17 protein-coding genes are annotated in these 18737 nt (G+C 66.7%); 11 read left to right on the top strand and 6 right to left on the bottom strand.

The annotated features are described in order from the left end of the window. Positions 1-5: 5 nt before the first annotated feature. Together AC1DEM_RS04195 and AC1DEM_RS04190 are read right to left on the bottom strand one after the other, a co-directional pair. Positions 6-1019, bottom strand: coding sequence for a glycosyltransferase family 2 protein (locus AC1DEM_RS04195; protein WP_476883270.1), 1014 nt, complete (start codon positions 1017-1019; stop codon positions 6-8). Positions 1020-1137: 118 nt separating this feature from the next. Further along, positions 1138-2250, bottom strand: a complete 1113-nt coding sequence (locus tag AC1DEM_RS04190) for an SDR family NAD(P)-dependent oxidoreductase (RefSeq protein WP_476883269.1) — start codon at positions 2248-2250, stop codon at positions 1138-1140. A 396-nt stretch (positions 2251-2646) separates the two neighbouring features. On the opposite strand from AC1DEM_RS04190, the gene AC1DEM_RS04185 reads away from it, so the two are divergent. Then, entirely contained in the window at positions 2647-4995 is a 2349-nt protein-coding gene (locus AC1DEM_RS04185) for an FdhF/YdeP family oxidoreductase (protein WP_476883268.1), read from the top strand. A 186-nt stretch (positions 4996-5181) separates the two neighbouring features. Here the strand turns inward: AC1DEM_RS04185 and AC1DEM_RS04180 are convergent, their stop codons facing one another. Both AC1DEM_RS04180 and AC1DEM_RS04175 read right to left on the bottom strand, forming a co-directional pair. Continuing rightward, complete coding sequence (locus AC1DEM_RS04180) at positions 5182-5499, bottom strand: DUF6457 domain-containing protein (RefSeq protein ID WP_476883267.1); 318 nt, start codon at positions 5497-5499, stop codon at positions 5182-5184. Between the two features lie 108 nt (positions 5500-5607). Beyond that, the gene (locus AC1DEM_RS04175) at positions 5608-6582 is read right to left on the bottom strand and encodes a LysR family transcriptional regulator (RefSeq protein ID WP_476883431.1); all 975 of its coding nucleotides are present in this window, start codon (positions 6580-6582) and stop codon (positions 5608-5610) included. Positions 6583-6713: 131 nt separating this feature from the next. Between AC1DEM_RS04175 and AC1DEM_RS04170 the strand changes: the two genes are divergently transcribed. From AC1DEM_RS04170 to AC1DEM_RS04125, 10 genes are all read left to right on the top strand, one after another. Continuing rightward, a complete protein-coding gene (locus tag AC1DEM_RS04170) occupies positions 6714-7592 on the top strand; it encodes an FAD binding domain-containing protein (RefSeq protein ID WP_476883266.1) in 879 nt (292 codons plus the stop codon). A gap of 5 nt (positions 7593-7597) precedes the next feature. Further along, entirely contained in the window at positions 7598-8182 is a 585-nt protein-coding gene (locus AC1DEM_RS04165) for a (2Fe-2S)-binding protein (RefSeq protein WP_476883265.1), read from the top strand. Beyond that, complete coding sequence (locus tag AC1DEM_RS04160) at positions 8179-10572, top strand: aerobic carbon-monoxide dehydrogenase large subunit (protein ID WP_476883264.1); 2394 nt, start codon at positions 8179-8181, stop codon at positions 10570-10572. The genes AC1DEM_RS04165 and AC1DEM_RS04160 overlap by 4 nt, the downstream gene beginning before the upstream one ends. Beyond that, on the top strand, positions 10572-11540 hold the full coding sequence (locus AC1DEM_RS04155) for an XdhC family protein (protein ID WP_476883263.1): 969 nt from the start codon (positions 10572-10574) through the stop codon (positions 11538-11540). Before AC1DEM_RS04160 ends, AC1DEM_RS04155 begins: the two co-directional genes overlap by 1 nt. Then, on the top strand, positions 11524-12201 hold the full coding sequence (locus AC1DEM_RS04150; RefSeq protein WP_476883262.1) for a nucleotidyltransferase family protein: 678 nt from the start codon (positions 11524-11526) through the stop codon (positions 12199-12201). The genes AC1DEM_RS04155 and AC1DEM_RS04150 overlap by 17 nt, the downstream gene beginning before the upstream one ends. Continuing rightward, on the top strand, positions 12198-13121 hold the full coding sequence (locus AC1DEM_RS04145) for an AAA family ATPase (protein ID WP_476883261.1): 924 nt from the start codon (positions 12198-12200) through the stop codon (positions 13119-13121). Before AC1DEM_RS04150 ends, AC1DEM_RS04145 begins: the two co-directional genes overlap by 4 nt. Further along, on the top strand, positions 13114-14421 hold the full coding sequence (locus tag AC1DEM_RS04140) for a vWA domain-containing protein (protein ID WP_476883260.1): 1308 nt from the start codon (positions 13114-13116) through the stop codon (positions 14419-14421). The genes AC1DEM_RS04145 and AC1DEM_RS04140 overlap by 8 nt, the downstream gene beginning before the upstream one ends. Further along, positions 14411-15133 (top strand): SRPBCC family protein, encoded by a 723-nt coding sequence (locus AC1DEM_RS04135; protein WP_476883259.1) that lies wholly within the window; start codon positions 14411-14413, stop codon positions 15131-15133. The genes AC1DEM_RS04140 and AC1DEM_RS04135 overlap by 11 nt, the downstream gene beginning before the upstream one ends. A 9-nt stretch (positions 15134-15142) precedes the next feature. After that, positions 15143-16270, top strand: coding sequence for an XdhC family protein (locus tag AC1DEM_RS04130; protein ID WP_476883258.1), 1128 nt, complete (start codon positions 15143-15145; stop codon positions 16268-16270). A 79-nt stretch (positions 16271-16349) separates the two neighbouring features. After that, positions 16350-16970 (top strand): L-threonylcarbamoyladenylate synthase, encoded by a 621-nt coding sequence (locus AC1DEM_RS04125; RefSeq protein ID WP_476883257.1) that lies wholly within the window; start codon positions 16350-16352, stop codon positions 16968-16970. A gap of 94 nt (positions 16971-17064) precedes the next feature. On the opposite strand, the gene AC1DEM_RS04120 is transcribed toward AC1DEM_RS04125, so the two are convergent. Both AC1DEM_RS04120 and AC1DEM_RS04115 read right to left on the bottom strand, forming a co-directional pair. Further along, positions 17065-17328, bottom strand: a complete 264-nt coding sequence (locus AC1DEM_RS04120; RefSeq protein WP_277523809.1) for a hypothetical protein — start codon at positions 17326-17328, stop codon at positions 17065-17067. 184 nt (positions 17329-17512) lie between these two features. Further along, positions 17513-18451 (bottom strand): AfsR/SARP family transcriptional regulator, encoded by a 939-nt coding sequence (locus tag AC1DEM_RS04115; protein ID WP_476883256.1) that lies wholly within the window; start codon positions 18449-18451, stop codon positions 17513-17515. Positions 18452-18737: the final 286 nt, after the last annotated feature.

The raw sequence follows: 18737 nt of genomic DNA, 5'->3' as shown, positions 1-18737 counted from the left end.
CCTGGCTATGCGCCGGCCACGCCCACGGCTTTGCGGGGCTGACCTGGCGCATGGGAACCCACGGCGCCGCGATGGAACCTGATGAGTCCGAAGTTCCTCTCTGGAATTGCCATGGCAAAGTACCAGACCACACCGAGCGGAAGGATGATCAGACTGGTGGCAAGCGTGTAGAAGGGCATCAGCAAAAGCCAGCGATTGCGCCCTTTCCAATGAATGGCATAGACCATGCCGAAATAGAGAGTGGCCGCGGCCAGCAGCGACAGCCCGGGATGAACGAGCGCTTCCCACCGAAGAACGAGAAATGCAAAGAGCACAACACTCCCGTATGCCCAGAAGAATGGATGCCAGAAGCAGAAACGGATGTTCACAATATACAAACGGAATTCCCCGCCCGCCCAGGCAAGGCGTTGCCGCCACCAGGCCCGCAACGATGCGGGAACGTCCGTGTTCACGGCGAAAGGAATGTGGGTCATGCGGTATCCGAGACGCTCGCCGAGCAAACCTGTCTCAACATCATTGCCCTGGAAGAAGAGTGAATGCTGCGCCATGATGGCCCGCATCGCAGATGCTGTTCCGGCGTGGCATGCGCCACTTAGAAGCCATGGCATGACGAACCGGAGGCGCATTGCCAGCCGGTACTCATGCCGCTGCAACTGGACCAGGGCGGAGCCCTCCTCCTGCGGCACCAGCTCAATTGAAGCGACATCGTCGCCGCGCCTTCGAAGCTCACCCACCAGTTCAGACAGCGGCCGGACCGACGTCGAGTCCGCATCCAGACACACCACATAGTCAGCTTCCACGGCAGATCCCAGCGCGTCCCTGATGACGCGGTCGCGGACTGTTCCGCCGGTCCGGCGCCTGGTGCCGGCCGACGGAGGAACGTAATCGCTGTGAAATACCCGGAAACCGTGGTTCGCCGCTATTTCCTCCAGCGATTGCCGGAAATCGTCGGTTTCGCCGGAGGTCGTGCAGAGGATGACTTGACGCCCGTAACTGTCGAGAAAGTCGACGTTGGTCAAATACCGGATATCACCGTAAATGGGAACAAGTACATCGAAGGACAGACCCTCAAGTGAGGCGCTGCCAGCTTCCCGATGCCCAGTTCCGAAGCGGCTGCTGCGGGCCGCTCCGACAGCGTCAACTAAGACTGCCAGAAGGGGCAGTGCCAAGAGCGCTAGAAGCGAAGCTGTCCAGTCCATCGTTTACCTTTCCGGCAGTATTGAATTCGAGCGCCTCGCGAACGAGTGCAGGGTGGGCGCCGTGGTCGACGAGCTCGCGAAGGAGTGCCAGTGCATGGTCAATCGGATACGCTCCGACGTCGACCTTCAAAATGCGCGGATGAGGCGTGGCATGGTGGGTCTCGCGCTGGTCGAAAAGTTCCTCGGACATCTTTTCGCCGGGGCGGAGCCCGGTGTACTCAATTTCAGGCATCGGGCAGTCAACCAATTCGACATACCGGCGCAGCAGCGACTCGATCCGCACCGGCGCACCCATGTCCAACACGTACGTTTCCCCGCCGGCGGCCAGGCAGGCGGCTTCGATCACCAGGCCGGCCGCCTCTGGGATGGTCATGAAGTAGCGTGCGACAGCGGGATCGGTGATCCGGATCGTCTGTCCTGTTTCAATTTGCGTCATGAGCGTGGGCAGAAATGAGCCTCGGCTGCCCAATACATTTCCAAAGCGGACACTTGCCACTTTGGTCGCCGAGGTGTCGGCGTACTTGTCGGCGACGTGCTCCGCGAGACGCTTGGACCATCCCAACGCCGATGTCGGATTCGCCGCCTTGTCCGTGCTTATGTTGACAACCCTGTCCACGCCTGCGGCTATTGCGGCACGCACTACGGACTGGGTCCCAAAGACATTTGTCTTGACGGCCGCTTCGGGTGCCCGCTCCAAGAGCGGCAGGTGCTTGTGCGCTGCGGCGTGGAACACCGCGTCTGGACGGACCTCCTGCATGATGCGCCGCATCAACTGCTCATCGCGTATGTCGGCCAGCCGGTAGACGTCATCGTCCAGCAATGCCATGCCTTCCAGGTCCATTTGCAGGTTGTAGAGCGCGAACTCGTCGTTATCTATGCAGTAGACCTTCGCTACTTCCAGCATGAGCATCTGACGGACAATCTCCGAACCGATGGAACCCCCGGCGCCCGTGACCAGGATGGTTCGGCCTTGGAACAAGGCTTTCGCTGCAGCCCCGTAAACGTGGATCGACTCTCTACCAAGCAGTCGGTCGGCACAAATTTTTTTCATGACGCTTCCCCCAGTATTCACATGATTTTTCAGCTGTTGATCGAGCCCATTGAAGTCAGGACGGATCCCTTCGGCTCCGCCTGAAGGCGGCCGAACGCAACGAAGAACCCGTATGCCGCAGGGCTAACGCCCCTTGACTCCGCTTGGTTTTCCCCACTGAGACCTTCCACCCCTAGAACACACGGCTTCAGCAGCGGGAACACGAGTAACGGCTACCTGAAAAGCGCGAGGACGATACTCGGGAGGGGTGCGTACGGGTGGGGCGTGGTACCTGAGCGGGCCAGCCAATTGCTTGCGGCGGTCCGATCAAGCTGATAGGCCTGACGGTATTGTGCATAGTGGCAGCAGATCAGCACGCCGTCCCCTCCGGACGGTGCTTGCAGAAGGGAAGTTCACGTGACTCGCAAGACTCCTCAGATCGAGGAACCGTCCGAGAAAGACCTCGTTGTAGCGGACGGGCCCAAGAGCTGGGCCGCCGGTGTCCCAGGCGTGTACCACTCCATGAAGCCGGCCATCGAACAGATGGGCCTGAACCGGACCCGCAAGACCGTCATGGCGATGAACCAGAAGGACGGCTTCGACTGCCCGAGCTGCGCGTGGCCGGATCCGCACCACCGCAAGGCGTTCGAGTTCTGCGAGAACGGGGCCAAGGCTGTGACCTGGGAGGCGACTCCGGTGGTGGTCCCCGGAACTTTCTGGGCCGAGAATTCCGTCAGCGAACTGCGCAGCCGGTCCGAGTACTGGCTTGGAATGCAGGGCCGGCTTACCGAACCGGTATACAAAGCCGCCGGCGAGGACCACTACAAGGCGGTCAGCTGGGACGAAGCGCTCCGGCTTGTGACCGACAAGCTCAAGGGGCTGGACTCCCCCGATCAGGCGGCGTTCTATACCAGCGGCCGGACGTCGAACGAGGCCGCCTTCCTCTACCAGCTGATGGTCCGCGGCTACGGCACCAATAACCTGCCGGACTGCTCCAACATGTGCCACGAATCCTCGGGCTGGGCAATGGGCCAGACCATCGGCATCGGCAAGGCCACAGTCAGTTTCGACGACTACGCCCAAGCCGACCTGATCATCGTCATGGGCCAGAACCCGGGCACCAACCACCCCCGGATGATGACCGAACTCGAGGCGTGTAAGAACAACGGCGGCGAGATCGTGGCCGTCAATCCCCTTCCCGAGGCCGGCCTGCGCCGCTACAAGAACCCGCAGGAGGTCAAGGGCGTTATTGGCAACGGCACCCAGATCGCGGACCAGTTCCTCCAGATCCGGATCGGCGGCGACATGGCCCTGCTGCAGGCTGTGTCCAAGCGGGTGCTCGACGCCGAAGCCAAGAACCCCGGGAGCGTCCTGGACCACGCCTTCCTGGCCGAACACTGCGAGGGACTCGAAGAGCTTAAGGAGCACCTCGCCCAGCTGGATGAGCGCACGGTGCTCGAAGCCACGGGCCTGCGCAGCGAGGACATCGATGAGCTCGCCGCCCGCTACCTCAAGGCCGAGAAAGTCATCATCACCTGGGCCATGGGCATCACGCAGCAGAAGAAGGGTGTCGCCACCATCAAGGAGATCATCAACCTCCTGCTGCTGCGCGGCAACATCGGCAAGCCGGGCGCCGGCGCCTCCCCCATCCGCGGGCACAGCAATGTGCAGGGCGACCGCACCATGGGCATCTGGGAGCAGATGCCGCAGTCCTTCATGGACGCCCTCGGCAAGGAGTTCGACTTCGAACCGCCCCGCGAGCACGGCACGGACGCCGTCGAGACCATCAATAAAATGCGCGCGGGCGAGATCAAGGTCTTCGTCGCCCTGGGCGGCAACCTGGTGGGGGCCATCTCGGACACCAATGCCGCCGTGGCTGCCATGCAGAACACGGACATGACAGTCCAGATCTCGACCAAGCTGAACCTCTCGCACACTGTGACGGGCCGCGAGGCGCTAATCCTCCCTACGATGGGCCGGACCGAGATCGACATCCAGGAATCCGGGCCCCAGTTCGTTTCCGTGGAAGACACCGTCTGCGCCGTGCACCCGTCCTGGGGAAGCGTTGAGCCCGTTTCCCATCATCTGCTCTCGGAGCCCGCCATCGTGAGCCGGATGGGCAAACTCCTGGTGGGCGACAAAATCAAGGCCGACTGGGACGGCTATGAGAAGAACTACGACCTCATCCGCGATCACATTTCGCGGGTCGTGGGCGGCTGCAAGGACTACAACCAGCGGATCCGGCAGGAAGGCGGGTTTATCCTCGCCAATGGTCCCCGCGATTCCCGCACCTTCCCCACGCCGACCGGCAAGGCGGTGCTGACTGTCAACGATCTGGAACTTGTTCAACGGCCGGAGGGAACCCTGATCCTGCAGAGCATGCGCTCCCACGACCAGTTCAACACCACTATCTACTCGCACAACGACCGCTACCGCGGCATCAAGAAGGGCCGCCATGTGGTCTTTGTGAACCCGGACGACATCGCCGAACTCGGTCTGGCCGACGGGCAGGACGTGGACGTCCACGGCGTGCACGACGACGGCGAGGAACGCGTGCTGCGCAAGTTCCGCGTGGTGTCGTTTCCCACCGCACGGGGCTGCGCGGCTGCCTATTACCCTGAGGCCAACGTGCTGGTGCCGCTGAACCATACGGCCGAGGGCAGCAACACACCGGTCTCAAAGGCGGTCATCGTCCGGTTTGAGCCGAGCCTGGACCAGACGCCCGAGGGCGCGGCAACGGTCCCCGCCGGGGTGGCCTCACCCTAGGCTCACAACACCAGGCACACAACTCTAGGCACACGCCGGCGCGGGGCGGGGCCACGGGACATGCCCAACCCCGGCCCCGGCGACTGGACATAACACCAATCTGTCCATCCCTGAACCCAACCGTGGAGCATGTCCCGTGCTGGCGGGGCGGGCCTACAGCGTGGCCGCGTTACTGTGCCCTCTTGGTTATTGGGCCCTCTTGGCCCAGCCTTCCTCATCCGGGCCGCCGGACTCGCCGTGCTCGCAGAGCTCAATGACTTTGTTGGACGCGGCGTGTACGGCCTCCTGCGTGCCCTTGCGGCCGTTGGTGGACGCGGTGCCCGCCGCGTAGCCCACGATGAACGCGCTGATGGCGTCTGCGTGAGGACCGACGGCTTTGACGGATTCTTCGGCGACCTGGACGATCTTTTCGTGGTCGACTTCCAGGTCGAGGATCTGCAGCGCCTGAATCAGACGGCTGCTCCAATGCCGCAGCGAGCTGTCTTCGTCTCGGGACAACGTCATTGCTACTCCTTCTCGCGGGGTGAATGGATCGCCTAACCCTCAAGGGGTAGCACCCGGCCCGGCGTTTCGCAACGCGACACAGCGGCAGGCGACACAGCGGCAGGCGCCTCAGCTCCAGAGTGCAACGTGGAACTTGGACCCCCGCCGTTCCAGCCCCCGTGAACCGCCGGGGGCCACCATGGCCGCGGTGGCATCGGCGGTGCCGGCAAACCTCTGCAGGGTCCGCGCCATGGTGGTGGCCCGGCGGCGGTCCAGCGTACTGGCCCACCAGAGCCCGGAAATCGGCGTTCCGGTCACCGGGACACGGGCCAGGGATCCGCTGCGGATTTCAGTCCGGACAATATGGCCCAGCGCCAGCATGGTTCCCTCGCCCGCCCTGACGGCGGCGAGGGCCTCCGTCTCGCTGCTCAGCCGGACGATCTCCGGCGCCACTGCCTGGGACGCCAACCAGCGGCCCTCCTCGCTGGCCGCCTGGATGCCGGCGGGACCGGCAAACCACGGCCGGCGCAGCAGTTCGGCCAGCGCCACCGGTCCGTGCAGGGCGGCGAGCGGATGCCCGGCGGCCGCCACGACGATCCGCTGGTACCGCAGGAACGGGACGGAGTCGATGCCGACGTTGGCAGAACCATTGCGGACGGGGGGCCTGGCTCCGAAGGCGATGTCATAGACGCGTTCCAGCATCAGCGGGGCAATGTCCTCGGCCTCCTCCACCACAACATCGACGGAGGCGCCGGGGACCCGGCGGGTGAACAGGTCCAGCAGGCGGCCAGCCGCGTGCTCGGCAAACGGCGCCGTGGCCACGATTTTCAGGCGGCCGGTCTCGGTCTGAGCGTGGGCCACCTCCCACCGGGCCCGGTCCGCCAGTCCCACGATGTCCTGGGCGTGTTCGGCGAGGGCCCGGCCCCCGGGAGTCAGCGCGATCCCGCCGTGGGCGCGCACGAAGAGCGGATCACCCAGATCCTGCCTGAGGGCGGCAAGCGCTGTCGAAACGGCCGGTTCGCTGACTCCGAGGTGGACAGCGGCCGCTTGAAGAGAGCCCAGCTTGGCCACCAGGGCGAACGTCCGCAACTGTCCCAATGTCATCGCCACGGCTTCATAACCTTTCGCTTATGACGATATTGACAGCCCACTCAGGCCGGGGCAAGACTGACCTCAATCCGGCGCTACGCTGCCGCTGCACCACGCCGCCGGTCGTTCGGAGTGAGGTAGGGACTATGCAGATTCCGGCTCCATTTGACTTCGTCCGCGCCACCAGCGTGGACAACGCGCTGGAACTTCTCGCCCGGTACGGCCCCGAATCCCGGGTGGTGGCCGGCGGCCACAGCCTCCTGCCGATGATGAAGCTTCGCCTCTCCCGGCCCGAATGGCTGATCGACATCAATGACCTCTACGAGCTCGATTTCATCCTCCGTGACGGCAACAAGCTACGGGTCGGCGCCCTGACGCGCCACACCACTTTGCTTGAGTCGGAGGAGGTCGCCGCGCTGTTCCCCATTGTGCGGGACGCCGAACTGGTGATCGCCGACCCCGTGGTACGCAACCGCGGCACCATAGGCGGCTCGCTCTGCCAGGCCGACCCCGCCGAGGACCTCTCCACCGTTTGTGATGTCCTTGCCGCCCAGGCGGTGATCCGCGGGCCACGCGGCGAGCGCATCCTGCCCATGTCCGAGTTCCACCGCGGACCTTACGAAACCGCGGTCGGGCAGGATGAGCTGCTCTGCGAACTCAGGTTCGGCATCCGGCCCCGCACGGGCAGCGCCTATGAAAAGGTCGAACGCCGGGTCGGGGACTGGGCAGTCGGTGCCGCCGGCGCCGCAGTCACCCTCGCCGCGGACGGGACCGTCGACGACGCCGCCGTCGGACTCACGGCGCTGGGCCTTGACCACCTGGTGTCCGATGCCGCCGCGGCGCTCCGCGGCAGGCGTCCGGACGAGGAACTGTTCGCTGAGGCCGGCAGGCTGGCGGCGGCGGCCTGCGATCCGGTGGCGGACCAGCGCGGCCCGATCGACTACAAGCGGCACCTCGCCGATGAGCTCACCCAAAGGGTGCTGCGGCGGGCCTGTGCCCGCGCCGCCCAGATGCAGGAAGGCTGAAGCCGATGCAGATCAGCATGACCGTCAACGGCAACGACGTCACCAGCGAGATCGAGCCCCGGGTGCTCCTGGTCCATTACATCCGCGAGGTCCTGGGCCTCACCGGTACGCACTGGGGATGCGACACGAGCAACTGCGGGACGTGTGTGGTGCTGATGGACGGACAGCCCGTGAAGTCCTGCACTGTCCTGGCCGCCATGGCCGCGGGGCACGACATCCGGACCGTTGAGGGACTGGCCACGGGCGGCAACCTCGACCCCGTCCAGCAGGGCTTCATGGAGGAGCACGGGTTGCAGTGCGGCTTCTGCACCCCGGGGATGATGCTCACGGCACGCGCGCTCCTTGATAAGAATCCGCACCCGGACGACGCCGAGATCCGGCGGGCCATTTCCGGGCAGATCTGCCGGTGCACGGGGTACGCCACGATTGTCCGTTCGGTGCAGTGGGCCGCCGCCCATCCCGTCGGCACCGGCCTGGGCGACGCACCCGCCGCCGACCATTCTGCCGGCACCGGCCTGGACGGCACCGACACCGGCGTCCCGGATGTCGGGGCAGAGACAGCGGAGACAGGCACGGAGGTGAAGGCATGACTGTCATCCATGACCGGCCGTCAAACCCGGCCGCCGGCGACGAGGACCGCCCGATCGGCTACGGCCGTATCCAGCGGAAGGAAGACCCGCGCTTCGTGCGCGGCAAGGGCCACTACCTGGATGACATCGTGCTGCCGGGGATGCTGCACGGCGCCATCCTGCGCGCTCCGGTGGCGCACGCCCGGCTCGTGTCCATCGATACCACCAACGCCCTGGCGCATCCCAAAGTCGTGGCAGTCATCACCGGCAAGGACCTCCTGGGCTTGAAGCTGGCGTGGGCACCGACGCTCTCCGCGGACGTCCAGGCCGTGCTGGTCACCGACAAAGTCCGGTTCCAGGGCCAGGAAGTAGCGTTTGTGGTGGCCGAGGACCGTTACGCCGCCCGGGACGCGCTGGAGCTGATCGACGTCGAATACGATGTGCTTCCCCCGCTGGTGGACGCCCGCAAGGCCCTTGACCCGGGCGCGCCGGTGATCCGCGACGAGATCGAGGGCCGGACGGACAACCGGATCTTCGACTGGGAGATTGGCGACAAAGCCGAAACCGATGCGGTGTTCGCCGCCGCCGATGTCGTGGTCAGCCAGGAGGTGGTGTACCCCCGGGTCCACCCCGCACCGATGGAGACATGCGGCGCCGTCGCGGATTTCGACGCCGTCAACGGCAAGCTGACGCTCTACGAGACCACCCAGGCCCCGCACGCGCACCGGACCTTGTTCGCGATTGTGGCCGGCATCCCCGAGCACAAAATCCGGATCGTCTCCCCCGATATCGGCGGGGGTTTCGGCAACAAGGTCGGGATCTATCCCGGCTACATCCTCGCCGTCGTCGGCTCGATCGTTTCCGGGCGTCCGGTCAAATGGGTGGAGGATCGCTCCGAGAACCTGATGTCGACCTCGTTCGCCCGGGACTACATCATGCAGGGCGAAATCGCGGCGACCAAGGAGGGCAAGATCCTGGCCCTGCGCACCCATGTGCTGGCCGACCACGGCGCGTTCAACGCCACCGCCCAGCCCACCAAGAACCCGGCCGGATTCTTCTCCATCTTCACCGGCAGTTACGACCTCAAGGCCGCCTACTGCTCCGTCACCGGCGTCTACACCAACAAGGCGCCCGGCGGGGTGGCCTACGCGTGCTCGTTCCGCGTCACCGAGGCCGTCTACCTGGTGGAGCGGATGGTGGACGTCCTGGCCCGCAAGCTGGACATGGACCCGGCGGAGCTGCGGCTCAAGAACTTCATCAAGCCGGAGCAGTTCCCCTATGCCAACAAGACCGGCTGGGTCTACGACTCAGGCGACTACGAGGCCGCCATGCGCCTCTCGATGCAGCTCGCCGGGTACGAGGACCTCCGCCGCGAGCAGGCCGAAAAACGCGAACGCGGGGAACTCATGGGCATCGGCGTGGCCTTCTTCACGGAAGTGGTGGGGGCCGGCCCGCGGAAGCACTTCGACATTGTTGGCCTCGGCATGGCCGACGGCGCCGAACTGCGGGTGCACCCCACCGGGAAGGCCGTGGTCCGCATCTCGGTGCAGAGCCAGGGCCAGGGCCACGAGACCACCTTCGCCCAGATCGTGGCTGAGGAACTCGGCATCCCGCCGGAGGACATCGAGGTGGTCCACGGGGATACGGACCAGACCCCGTTCGGCTTGGGCACCTACGGAAGCCGCTCGACGCCGGTCAGCGGCGGCGCCGTGGCCCTCGTCGCGCGGAAGGTGCGTGAGAAGGCGAAGCTGATCGCCGGGGCCATGCTTGAAACCCGACCCGAGGACCTCGAGTGGGAAAAGGGCCGCTGGTTCGTCAAGGGCGATCCCAGCGTCGGCAAGACCATCGCCGAGATCGCCATGGGCGCCCATGGCACCGTTGCCTTGCCCGAGGGTGTGGACGGCAACCTCGACGCGGAAGTCACCTACGACCCGCCAAACCTCACTTTCCCGTTCGGCGCCTACATCTGCGTCGTAGATGTCGACCCCGGCACGGGTCAGGTCAAGGTGCGGCGCTTCGTGGCGGTGGATGACTGTGGCACGAGGATCAACCCGATGATCATCGAAGGCCAGGTGCACGGCGGTCTGACGGACGGCGTCGGCATGGCGCTGATGGAGATCATCGAGTTCGACGAGGCCGGCAACTGCCTCGCCGGGTCCTTCATGGACTACCTGATCCCCACGGCCATGGAAGTGCCGGACTGGGAAACCGGATTCACGGTCACCCCGTCCCCGCATCACCCGATCGGGGCGAAGGGCATCGGCGAGTCCGCCACCGTCGGCTCCCCGCCGGCGATCGTCAACGCCGTCGTCGATGCCCTGGCGCCGTTCGGCGTCACCCACATGGACATGCCCTGCACCCCGGCCCGCGTCTGGGCCGCCATGCAGGGCCGGGCCAGGCCGCCGATCTGATGCCCACCATCGCAGAGACCCTGGCCGCCAGGGCCGATGAACTCGCCAGCCGCCGCGAGCCGTTTGTCCACGCCACGGTGGTCCGTGCCCAGCGTCCGACGAGCGCGCACGCCGGGGACACGGCCCTGGTGCTGCCCACCGGGGAGATCCAGGGCTTTGTGGGCGGGAACTGCGTCGAGGCATCGGTGCGCGAATACAGCCTGCAGGTCCTCGCCTCCCAGGAACCGCTCCTGTTGCGCGTGCTGCCCGGGGAACCGTCCCTCACCGCGGAGGAGGGCGCCGTCGAGGTCTCCAACCCCTGCCTCAGCGGCGGGGCGATCGAGATCTTCCTCCAGCCGCGGATTCCGGCGCCCCGGGTCCTGGTGGTGGGTACGACGCCGGTGGCGCAGGCCTTGGCGACGCTCGGTTCCGGCGTCGGCCTCGAAGTTGAACTGACGGACGGCGAATCCGCCGATCCCCGCGGCGATGACGCGGCACTGATCGTCGCCTCGCACGGAAAAGCGGAAGAGGGTGCGCTGGAGGCGGCCCTGCGCGCGGGTGTCCCCTACGTTGCCCTCGTGGCCAGCGAAACCCGCGGCGCCGCCGTCCTGGAATCGCTCGACGTCGACGACGCCCGGCGGGCGCGGGTTTTCACGCCGGCCGGGTTGCAGCTCGGTGCCCGGACTCCCGGGGAGATCGCGCTTTCAATCCTGGCCCAGCTGGTTGGTGAACGGTCCAAGGCAAGGCGCGCGTCCCCGCCCCTAGCGGCGGACGCTGCCGCCACCCCCGCAGGCCTGAAGGCGCCCACGGAGTCAGGGCCCAAGGAGTCAGGGCCGGCGAGCGCGGTCGACCCGGTATGCGGCATGTCCATCCCGGCCCTCGAATCGTCCCTGCACCTGGAACACCATGGGGTCACGGTCTACTTCTGCTCCCCCGGCTGCCGGGCCGCCTTCCGCAAGGATCCGGAGCGCTATGCCCTCACGACCTGAATCGCTGAGGCCGGCTGGAAGCCCTGAGCCCCGGACTGCGGGAATCATCCTGGCCGCGGGGGCGTCCCGGCGCCTGGGCCAGCCCAAGCAGCTCCTGCCCTACGGCACGGGGGTCCTGCTCGATGCCGTCCTGGCGACTGCCCGGGACTGCCTCTTCGGCCAGACGGTGCTGGCCCTGGGCGGCGCGGCGGCCGAGGTAGGGCGCACCGTCGACACCAGTGGCTGCGATGTGGTGCTCAACCCGGACTTCGGCGACGGGTGCGCGTCCTCGATCGCGACGGCGCTCGCGGCCCTGCATCCGGATACCGACGCCGTGGTCCTGTTGCTCGGCGATCAGCCCGGTGTCCGGGCCGCGAGTGTCCGGGCCGTGCTCGGCGCCCTCCAGCCCGGTTCCGGCGCCCCTTCGGCCGGCGCCGCTCCTGCTGCCTTAGGCGGCATCGCGGTGTGCCGCTACGACGACGGCGTGGGCCACCCCCTTGCGTTTGCCCGGCGCCTGCTGCCGGATCTGGCCGCCCTGCACGGGGACAAATCAGTCTGGAAGCTCCTCGAACAGCGGGCGGACGACGTCGTCGAGGTCCGCACACCCGGTCCCATCCCCTTGGACGTGGACACCGAGGAAGACTACCGGCGCCTGCTTGACGGGCTGCAGGGGGCCGTATGACGACGGCGGCGCGGGCCGGCGCGGAGGAGGACGTCCGGCGCCGGGTCCCGGATGTGGGGTCGCTGATGGCCGCGCTGGACCGCACCAACTACCTGGCCGATGCCGGGCTGGCAACGGCCCTGTTCCTGGCCGTCCGCCTGCCGCAGCCCCTCCTGCTCGAGGGCGAGGCGGGAGTCGGGAAAACGGAGGCCGCGAAGGCGCTGGCCGAACTCCTCGACACCCCGCTGTACCGGCTGCAGTGCTACGAGGGAATCGACGCCGGTGAGGCCCTCTATGAATGGAACCACCAACGCCAGTTGCTCGGCATCCGGCTGGCCGAAGTCCGCGATACCGAGGTCACGGAAACTGACCTCTTCGCTCCCCAGTACCTTTTGCGGCGGCCGCTCCTGCAGGCGCTGGAGCATCCCGGCCCGCGGCCTGCCGTGCTGCTCCTGGATGAGATCGACCGCGCCGACGCCGAATTCGAGGCCTTCACGTTCGAACTGCTGGCGGAATCCGCCGTCACCATCCCGGAGCTGGGCACAATCCGCGCCACCCATCCGCCCATCGTGATCCTCACTTCCAACCGGACGCGGGACCTTCATGACGCCCTGACCCGCCGCTGCCTATACCACTGGATCGACTACCCCGGACCGGCACGGATCGCCGAGATCGTGCGCCGTCGGGTTCCCGCCAGCAGCGGCCCGTTGGCGCTCCAGGCCGCGTCCGTCATCACCCGGCTGCGGACACTGGACCTCGCCAAGCCCCCGGGCATATCTGAGGCAATCGACTGGGTCTCGGCCCTGGCTGTGCTTGGGGTGGCACGGATCGAGCCCGGCATTACCGAGCAAACGTGGGGCTCCATCGTCAAGAACCGCGATGACCTCGAACTCGTCGGCTCCCGCGGCGCGGCCTGGCTCGTGGAGGGCAACGATGGCTGAAGACCACGGGCCCGCCCAAACCAGCAGCGCCACCGATCGGCCGCCGCGAGTCGAGGCAGCAGCCTTGTCCGCCGCGTTCGTCACAGCAATCCGGAGGGCTGGGCTTGCTACGTCGCCGGACCGGGCCGCACGGCTGGCCGAGGCGCTCCACCTGATCCCCCCTGCCCAGCTTGAGCAGCTGTACTGGACCTGCCGCGTGGTGCTCGTGTCCGCGCGCGGACAGGTGCCCTTGTTTGATGCCGTCTTCGCCGCCGTGTTCGGCCCAAATGCCAGCGCGGCTCAACCGGGCCGGGTGGCCCGCCCGGCACTGCCGGCGCCGCCCACACCGCAGCCGCAGCCGCAGACCCGGCCCGCGGCGCCTGGCACCCGGGAGGGGGGCGCGGCCGAGGGGACGCGCCGGCATCCGCGCGTGGCCTTCCCCGGCCGGGACAGCTCGGCCCGGGGCCTCCGCGCCGATCGGGATGCCGTCCTGGCCATGGTTTCCGGGGACGAACACCTTAATGTGACTTCCTTTGCCGAGCTCTCTGCCGATGAAGTGGCTGAGGTGCGGCGGCTGGCTGCGGCGCTGCAGCTGGCGACACCGCTGCGCCTGAGCCGCCGCACACGCACATCGGCACACAGCACAGCGAGCCTGGACGTCCGGGCGACGGTTCGCACTGCCCGGCGCTCCGGAACCGACGCCCCACTGCTGCTGTACGCCCGCCGGCGCAAGCAACGCCGCAAACTGGTGCTCCTGTGCGATGTTTCCGGATCGATGGAGCCCTACGCGCGCGTCTTCATCTCCCTGTTGCAGGGCGCTGTGACCGGGGCAGGGGCCGAAGCCTTCGTTTTCTCCACGAGGTTGACCAGGCTTACGCGGCAACTGGCCCTGCGCGATGCGGACGAGGCTCTGGCCCGCGCCGCCGTCGCCGCGCCCGACTGGGCCAGCGGAACCCGGATCGCCGAATGCCTCCGGCGCTTCGTCGACGAGCACGGCCGCCGCGGACTGGCGCGGGGCGCCGTGGTGGTGGTGTTTTCGGACGGCTGGGCGTCCGAAGATCCGGAACAAGTCGCGGCGCAAATGGCCCGCCTGCGCCGGCTCGCCCACAGGATCATTTGGGTAAATCCGCGGAAGGCGGCCCCGCAGTACCAGCCCTTGGTGGGCGGCATGGCAGCAGCACTGCCCTACTGCGACGCATTCGTCAGCGGCCACAGCTACCAGGCGTTGGCCGAGCTGACAGCCGCAATTCGGGGTGACGGCAAGCAACCGGGCCAGCGGCACGGACGAGCGAGAGGCAAGGAACCAGCGCATGCAAATTGACAGCACCTTCTCGGTGGTCGCACCGATAAGCCAGGTGTGGGACACACTGATGGACGTTGAAAGGGTGGCCGGATGCCTCCCCGGGGCCAAGATCCTGAACAAGCTCTCGGAGGACGCCTACCAAGTGGGCATGACGGTAAAGCTGGGCCCGGTCACGATGCAATACAAGGGCCTGCTGAACGTCATTGAAAGAAACGCCTCGGAACACCGCGCCGTCCTTGGCGGCAAGGCCCAGGAAACCCGCGGACAGGGCACCGCCGAGGCCACCGTCACCCTGACGCTGGCCGAAGACGGCGCGGCCACGCGGGGGTCCGTCAGCGCAGATCTCGCGCTGTCCGGGAAGGCCGCGGCCATGGGCAAAGGGGTGATCGGGAGCGTCACGGAACAGACGATGTCCCTCTTCGCGAATAACCTCCAGGCCATGCTGGCAGAGGGAACACCTCCAGTCCCGGAAGCACCAGCCGAAGCGGTCCCGGCGGCTGTCCCGGAGCCGGTGCCGGCGTCTGTCCCGGCGGCTGTCCCGGAGCCAATGCCGGCGTCGGCCGCGCCGGGCGGCAGCCTGGATGCGCTGAGCCTGGCCAAGGGAATCGCGGCGGAGCAGCTGTCCAGCCCGGTGAAAGTCCTCGGTGTCGTCGCCGTCGTGGCGTGCATCGCCTACTGGGCCGGCCGGCGTTCAGCGTTCCGGATGCTCCGGCTGTGCGGCAGGCTCTGAGGAGCGACTATGCGCGATGTCCTGGCGGCCATGTTGCCTGACTGGCGGAGGGGTGCCACCGCAGGCCTGGCCACGGTCGTGAGTACTTTCAAGTCGGCACCCCGGCTCCCCGGCGCCGCCATGCTGGTGACGGCCGACGGCGAGGCCGTGGGCTCCGTCTCCGGCGGCTGCGTCGAAGGTGCCGTGTATGAGCTGGCCACCCAAGTCAAGGACGACGGCGAGCCGGCCCTGGTGCGCTACGGGATCAGCGACGACGATGCCTACGCCGTGGGCCTGACCTGCGGCGGAATCATCGACATCTTCGTTGAACCCGTCTCCCAGCGCCGCTTTGCCGAACTCGCCGCCGTCGCGCAGGACATCGCCGCCGGGCGCCGCGTGGGGGTCGCCACGGTCATCGAACACCCAGATGCCGACCGCGTGGGGCGCCACCTCATCGTCAGACCTGTTGGCTGCGAAGGCGACCTGGGCTCGGACCGGACTAACCGCGCCGTCGGCGACGACACCCAGGGCCTCCTGGCGGCCGGGCGGACGGGCATCCTGCACTACGGCGTTGACGGCGAGCGGCTCGACACCGGCATGCGCGTCTTCTTCGCGAGCTACGCGCCCCCGCCACGCATGATCGTCTTCGGTGCCATTGACTTCGCCGCGGCGCTGGCCCGGCTGGGCGCTTTCCTGGGGTACCGGGTAACCGTCTGCGATGCGCGGTCCGTTTTCGCCACCCCCGTGAGGTTCCCCGACGCCGCCGAGGTGGTCAACGCGTGGCCACACCGGTATCTGAGCGACCAGTTCGCCCAGGGACTGCTGGATTCCCGGGCCGTGCTGTGCGTCCTGACCCACGATCCGAAGTTCGATATCCCCGTCCTGGAGGTGGCGCTGCGCGGCAGCCCAGTAGCCTTCATCGGCGCCATGGGATCCAGGCGCACGCACGAGGACAGGATGGCTCGGCTGCGCGAGGCGGGATTGGGCGAGGCCGAATTGTCGAAGCTCCACAGTCCCGTGGGCCTTGATTTGGGCGCCCGCACGCCCGAGGAAACGGCCGTGTCCATCGCCGCGGAATTCATCGCCCAGCAGTGGAGCGGCAGCGGGGAGCCGCTGCGGCAACTCGGCGAACGGATCCACCACGACGAGCAACTGTGAGCGCGCCGAAATGAACAGGCGGCCGTGAAGTCGGACGGGGCCGCCAGCGGGAGGGCCACCCCGGGCGTAAGCTCGACCCATGGCGAGATACTTCGATGTGCACCCCGAGAACCCCCAGGCGCGTTCCATCCACCAGGCGGTGGAAATCGTTCGCTCAGGTGGCCTGATCGCCTACCCCACCGACTCCTGCTATGCGCTCGGCGCGCAGCTGGGAAGCCGGGAGGCACTGGACCGAATCAGGAGCATCCGAAACCTCGACAGCAAGCACCACTTCACGCTGGTCTGCAAGGACTTCGCTCAGTTGGGCCAGCTCGTCCAGATCGACAACGACGTTTTCCGGAGCATCAAGGCCGTCACGCCGGGCAGCTACACCTTTATTCTGCCCGCCACCCGGGAGGTCCCCAAGCGGCTACTGCACCCAAAGAAGAAAACAGTCGGCGTGCGCATCCCGGACAACCATGTGGTCCAGGCACTTCTCGCTGAGCTCGGCGAACCGCTGCTGTCCAGCACACTGCTGCTTCCGGATGAGGAAGAACCTCTTACGCAGGGCTGGGAGATCAAGGAGCGCCTAGACCACGTCGTGGATGCCGTGATCGATTCCGGCGACTGCGGTGCTGAGCCAACCACGGTCATCGACTTCTCCAGCGGCGTCGCGGAAGTCGTGCGGCGGGGCATGGGCGATCCGTCCCGCTTCGAGTAGCCGGAGATACCCGGCAGCGGCCCAGCGTCCGCTTCGCGCTGCGTCCGGTGCCGGCTAGGCGCGCAGGGCAGCGCGGAAATCTAGGCGCGGCAGGCTAGGCGGTTTCCGCCGTGCTCGCCTGCCGGTTCCGCAGCCACCGACGAACGAGGTCGATGGCGGCAACAAGCCCCGCTAGGGGCGACAGGACCGCTGCGGCATAGACGAACATCATCCAGGTCAGGGTGGTCACCGGGGACTGGCGGGTGCTTAGGAGGGACAGCCCGCCGAAGAAGCCTAGGATCCAGAACAGGATGACCCCGGACAGCACTGCAGCTGCGGGGAAATACTCGTTCGTGACGACTTTCTTCAAGGTTTCCATGGGCCCTCCTCACGTCCGGCGGTGGGACTGCCCGCCAGGGTCATTCCCAGTATGGGGCCCTACCCAGTGGAATTTCCCTAGAATCACGGCCACGTGACGAAGCTAACTCCTCGTTCAGGCGGTGCCGGCGGCGCGGGTCCTCAAACTGGAGCGGCCGGCCCGCCGGAGCGCGGGATGCAGGGGGTCAAACCGCGGCCCGGACGCGCTGGAGGAAGGAATCAAGCACCCGCCCGGCGTTCTCATGCATGCGCCGCGATTCCGCCGCCGGCAGCTGTCGGCTCTTTGGACCGTTCAACCGCTCCCCCAGATAAAGCAACGCCGCCAAGACCTCGGAGAGTTCGGAGTTACCTTCCGCGCGCTGCCGCAGGAGCCGCAGATGTGCCTCTTGCAGGGCCGGGCCGGGGGTGCAGCCAAGGTCGCGGTCAAAGAGCCTGCGGCACCGGTCATAGGCCGCCAGGCCTTCCGCCGGCAGGCCGGCCTGTTCATAGGCTGTCACCAGAACTGTCCAGGCCCGCTCGTTCAGGGGTTCCGCCCGAATGGCGGCCTGAACCAGATTGACGGCTTCGTCCGGTTTGTTCAGCAGGGCCGCCGTTTCGGCCGCGAGGATCTGCAGCGCCACCTTCTCCGCGGCATGGCGTGCGCGCGCCTCTTCTGCCCAGTCAGAGGCAAGTTCGAACCCGAGCAGCGGCTCGGCAGAGATCTCGAGGGCCTCGAGCATCAGAGGATACGCCTCATCCGGAAGCAGCTCACTGGCGTCGCGGACCAGTCCACGGAACCGGAACAGATCAAGATCCACGAGGGTGGGGTCCAGGACGTAGCCACTATTGGCCGTGCGGAGCGGACCGGTCTTGGTCTGGCCTGGCTGGATGGCGCGCCGGATACCGCTGATATAGCTTTCCAGCGTCGCCACGGAGCCGTCACTCGCGCCGGCGCCCCAAAGAAGATCGATGAGGCGGGTCTTGGACACCGGCGTACCAAGGTTCAGCAGCAGAATTTCCAGAATGTGCCGGGGTTTGCAGCCCCCCATGTCAGCGGCGGTAAGCGCCGCGCCGTCACGGCGTACTTCGAATGATCCGAATAGGCGGACCGAAATGGAGGGTGTAATTTCCGTTGGGTTACCCACGATGTTCTCCGATTTCCCCAGGTAAAACGAACTCAATCGTCTGCGAAGAGCCAGAGCAACAATGAAACAAGGCCTTACTGAGACCCGGTTTCCTCCGGCTTCCAATGACACCGTGGCACGCCCCCGCTGGGCGCAACAAGGCGTGCCGGTACCCGATCTCTCGCCCAAAGAAAGACGCGTACAGGGGTCAGTACCGTTGCGTAAGGACGTGGAGCGGCGGGCAGGTATTTGAGGCGCCAAACGAGTAATTCCGCAGGCCGCCGCAATTTGGATCCAAGTAGTTTAG

The sequence above is a fragment of the Arthrobacter sp. 05T420 genome (assembly GCF_056396305.1).
This window is presented reverse-complemented; position numbering and strand designations above follow the sequence as displayed.

What these genes read in the sequence shown, in the direction of transcription:
- AC1DEM_RS04130 (WP_476883258.1), top strand. Translation starts at nt 15,143, where the DNA reads ATGCGCGATGTCCTGGCGGCCATGTTGCCTGACTGGCGGAGGGGTGCC.
- AC1DEM_RS04120 (WP_277523809.1), bottom strand. Translation starts at nt 17,328, where the DNA reads ATGGAAACCTTGAAGAAAGTCGTCACGAACGAGTATTTCCCCGCAGCT.
- AC1DEM_RS04175 (WP_476883431.1), bottom strand. Translation starts at nt 6,582, where the DNA reads ATGACATTGGGACAGTTGCGGACGTTCGCCCTGGTGGCCAAGCTGGGC.
- AC1DEM_RS04155 (WP_476883263.1), top strand. Translation starts at nt 10,572, where the DNA reads ATGCCCACCATCGCAGAGACCCTGGCCGCCAGGGCCGATGAACTCGCC.
- AC1DEM_RS04190 (WP_476883269.1), bottom strand. Translation starts at nt 2,250, where the DNA reads ATGAAAAAAATTTGTGCCGACCGACTGCTTGGTAGAGAGTCGATCCAC.
- AC1DEM_RS04160 (WP_476883264.1), top strand. Translation starts at nt 8,179, where the DNA reads ATGACTGTCATCCATGACCGGCCGTCAAACCCGGCCGCCGGCGACGAG.
- AC1DEM_RS04145 (WP_476883261.1), top strand. Translation starts at nt 12,198, where the DNA reads ATGACGACGGCGGCGCGGGCCGGCGCGGAGGAGGACGTCCGGCGCCGG.
- AC1DEM_RS04150 (WP_476883262.1), top strand. Translation starts at nt 11,524, where the DNA reads ATGCCCTCACGACCTGAATCGCTGAGGCCGGCTGGAAGCCCTGAGCCC.
- AC1DEM_RS04165 (WP_476883265.1), top strand. Translation starts at nt 7,598, where the DNA reads ATGCAGATCAGCATGACCGTCAACGGCAACGACGTCACCAGCGAGATC.
- AC1DEM_RS04170 (WP_476883266.1), top strand. Translation starts at nt 6,714, where the DNA reads ATGCAGATTCCGGCTCCATTTGACTTCGTCCGCGCCACCAGCGTGGAC.
- AC1DEM_RS04125 (WP_476883257.1), top strand. Translation starts at nt 16,350, where the DNA reads ATGGCGAGATACTTCGATGTGCACCCCGAGAACCCCCAGGCGCGTTCC.
- AC1DEM_RS04135 (WP_476883259.1), top strand. Translation starts at nt 14,411, where the DNA reads ATGCAAATTGACAGCACCTTCTCGGTGGTCGCACCGATAAGCCAGGTG.
- AC1DEM_RS04140 (WP_476883260.1), top strand. Translation starts at nt 13,114, where the DNA reads ATGGCTGAAGACCACGGGCCCGCCCAAACCAGCAGCGCCACCGATCGG.
- AC1DEM_RS04180 (WP_476883267.1), bottom strand. Translation starts at nt 5,499, where the DNA reads ATGACGTTGTCCCGAGACGAAGACAGCTCGCTGCGGCATTGGAGCAGC.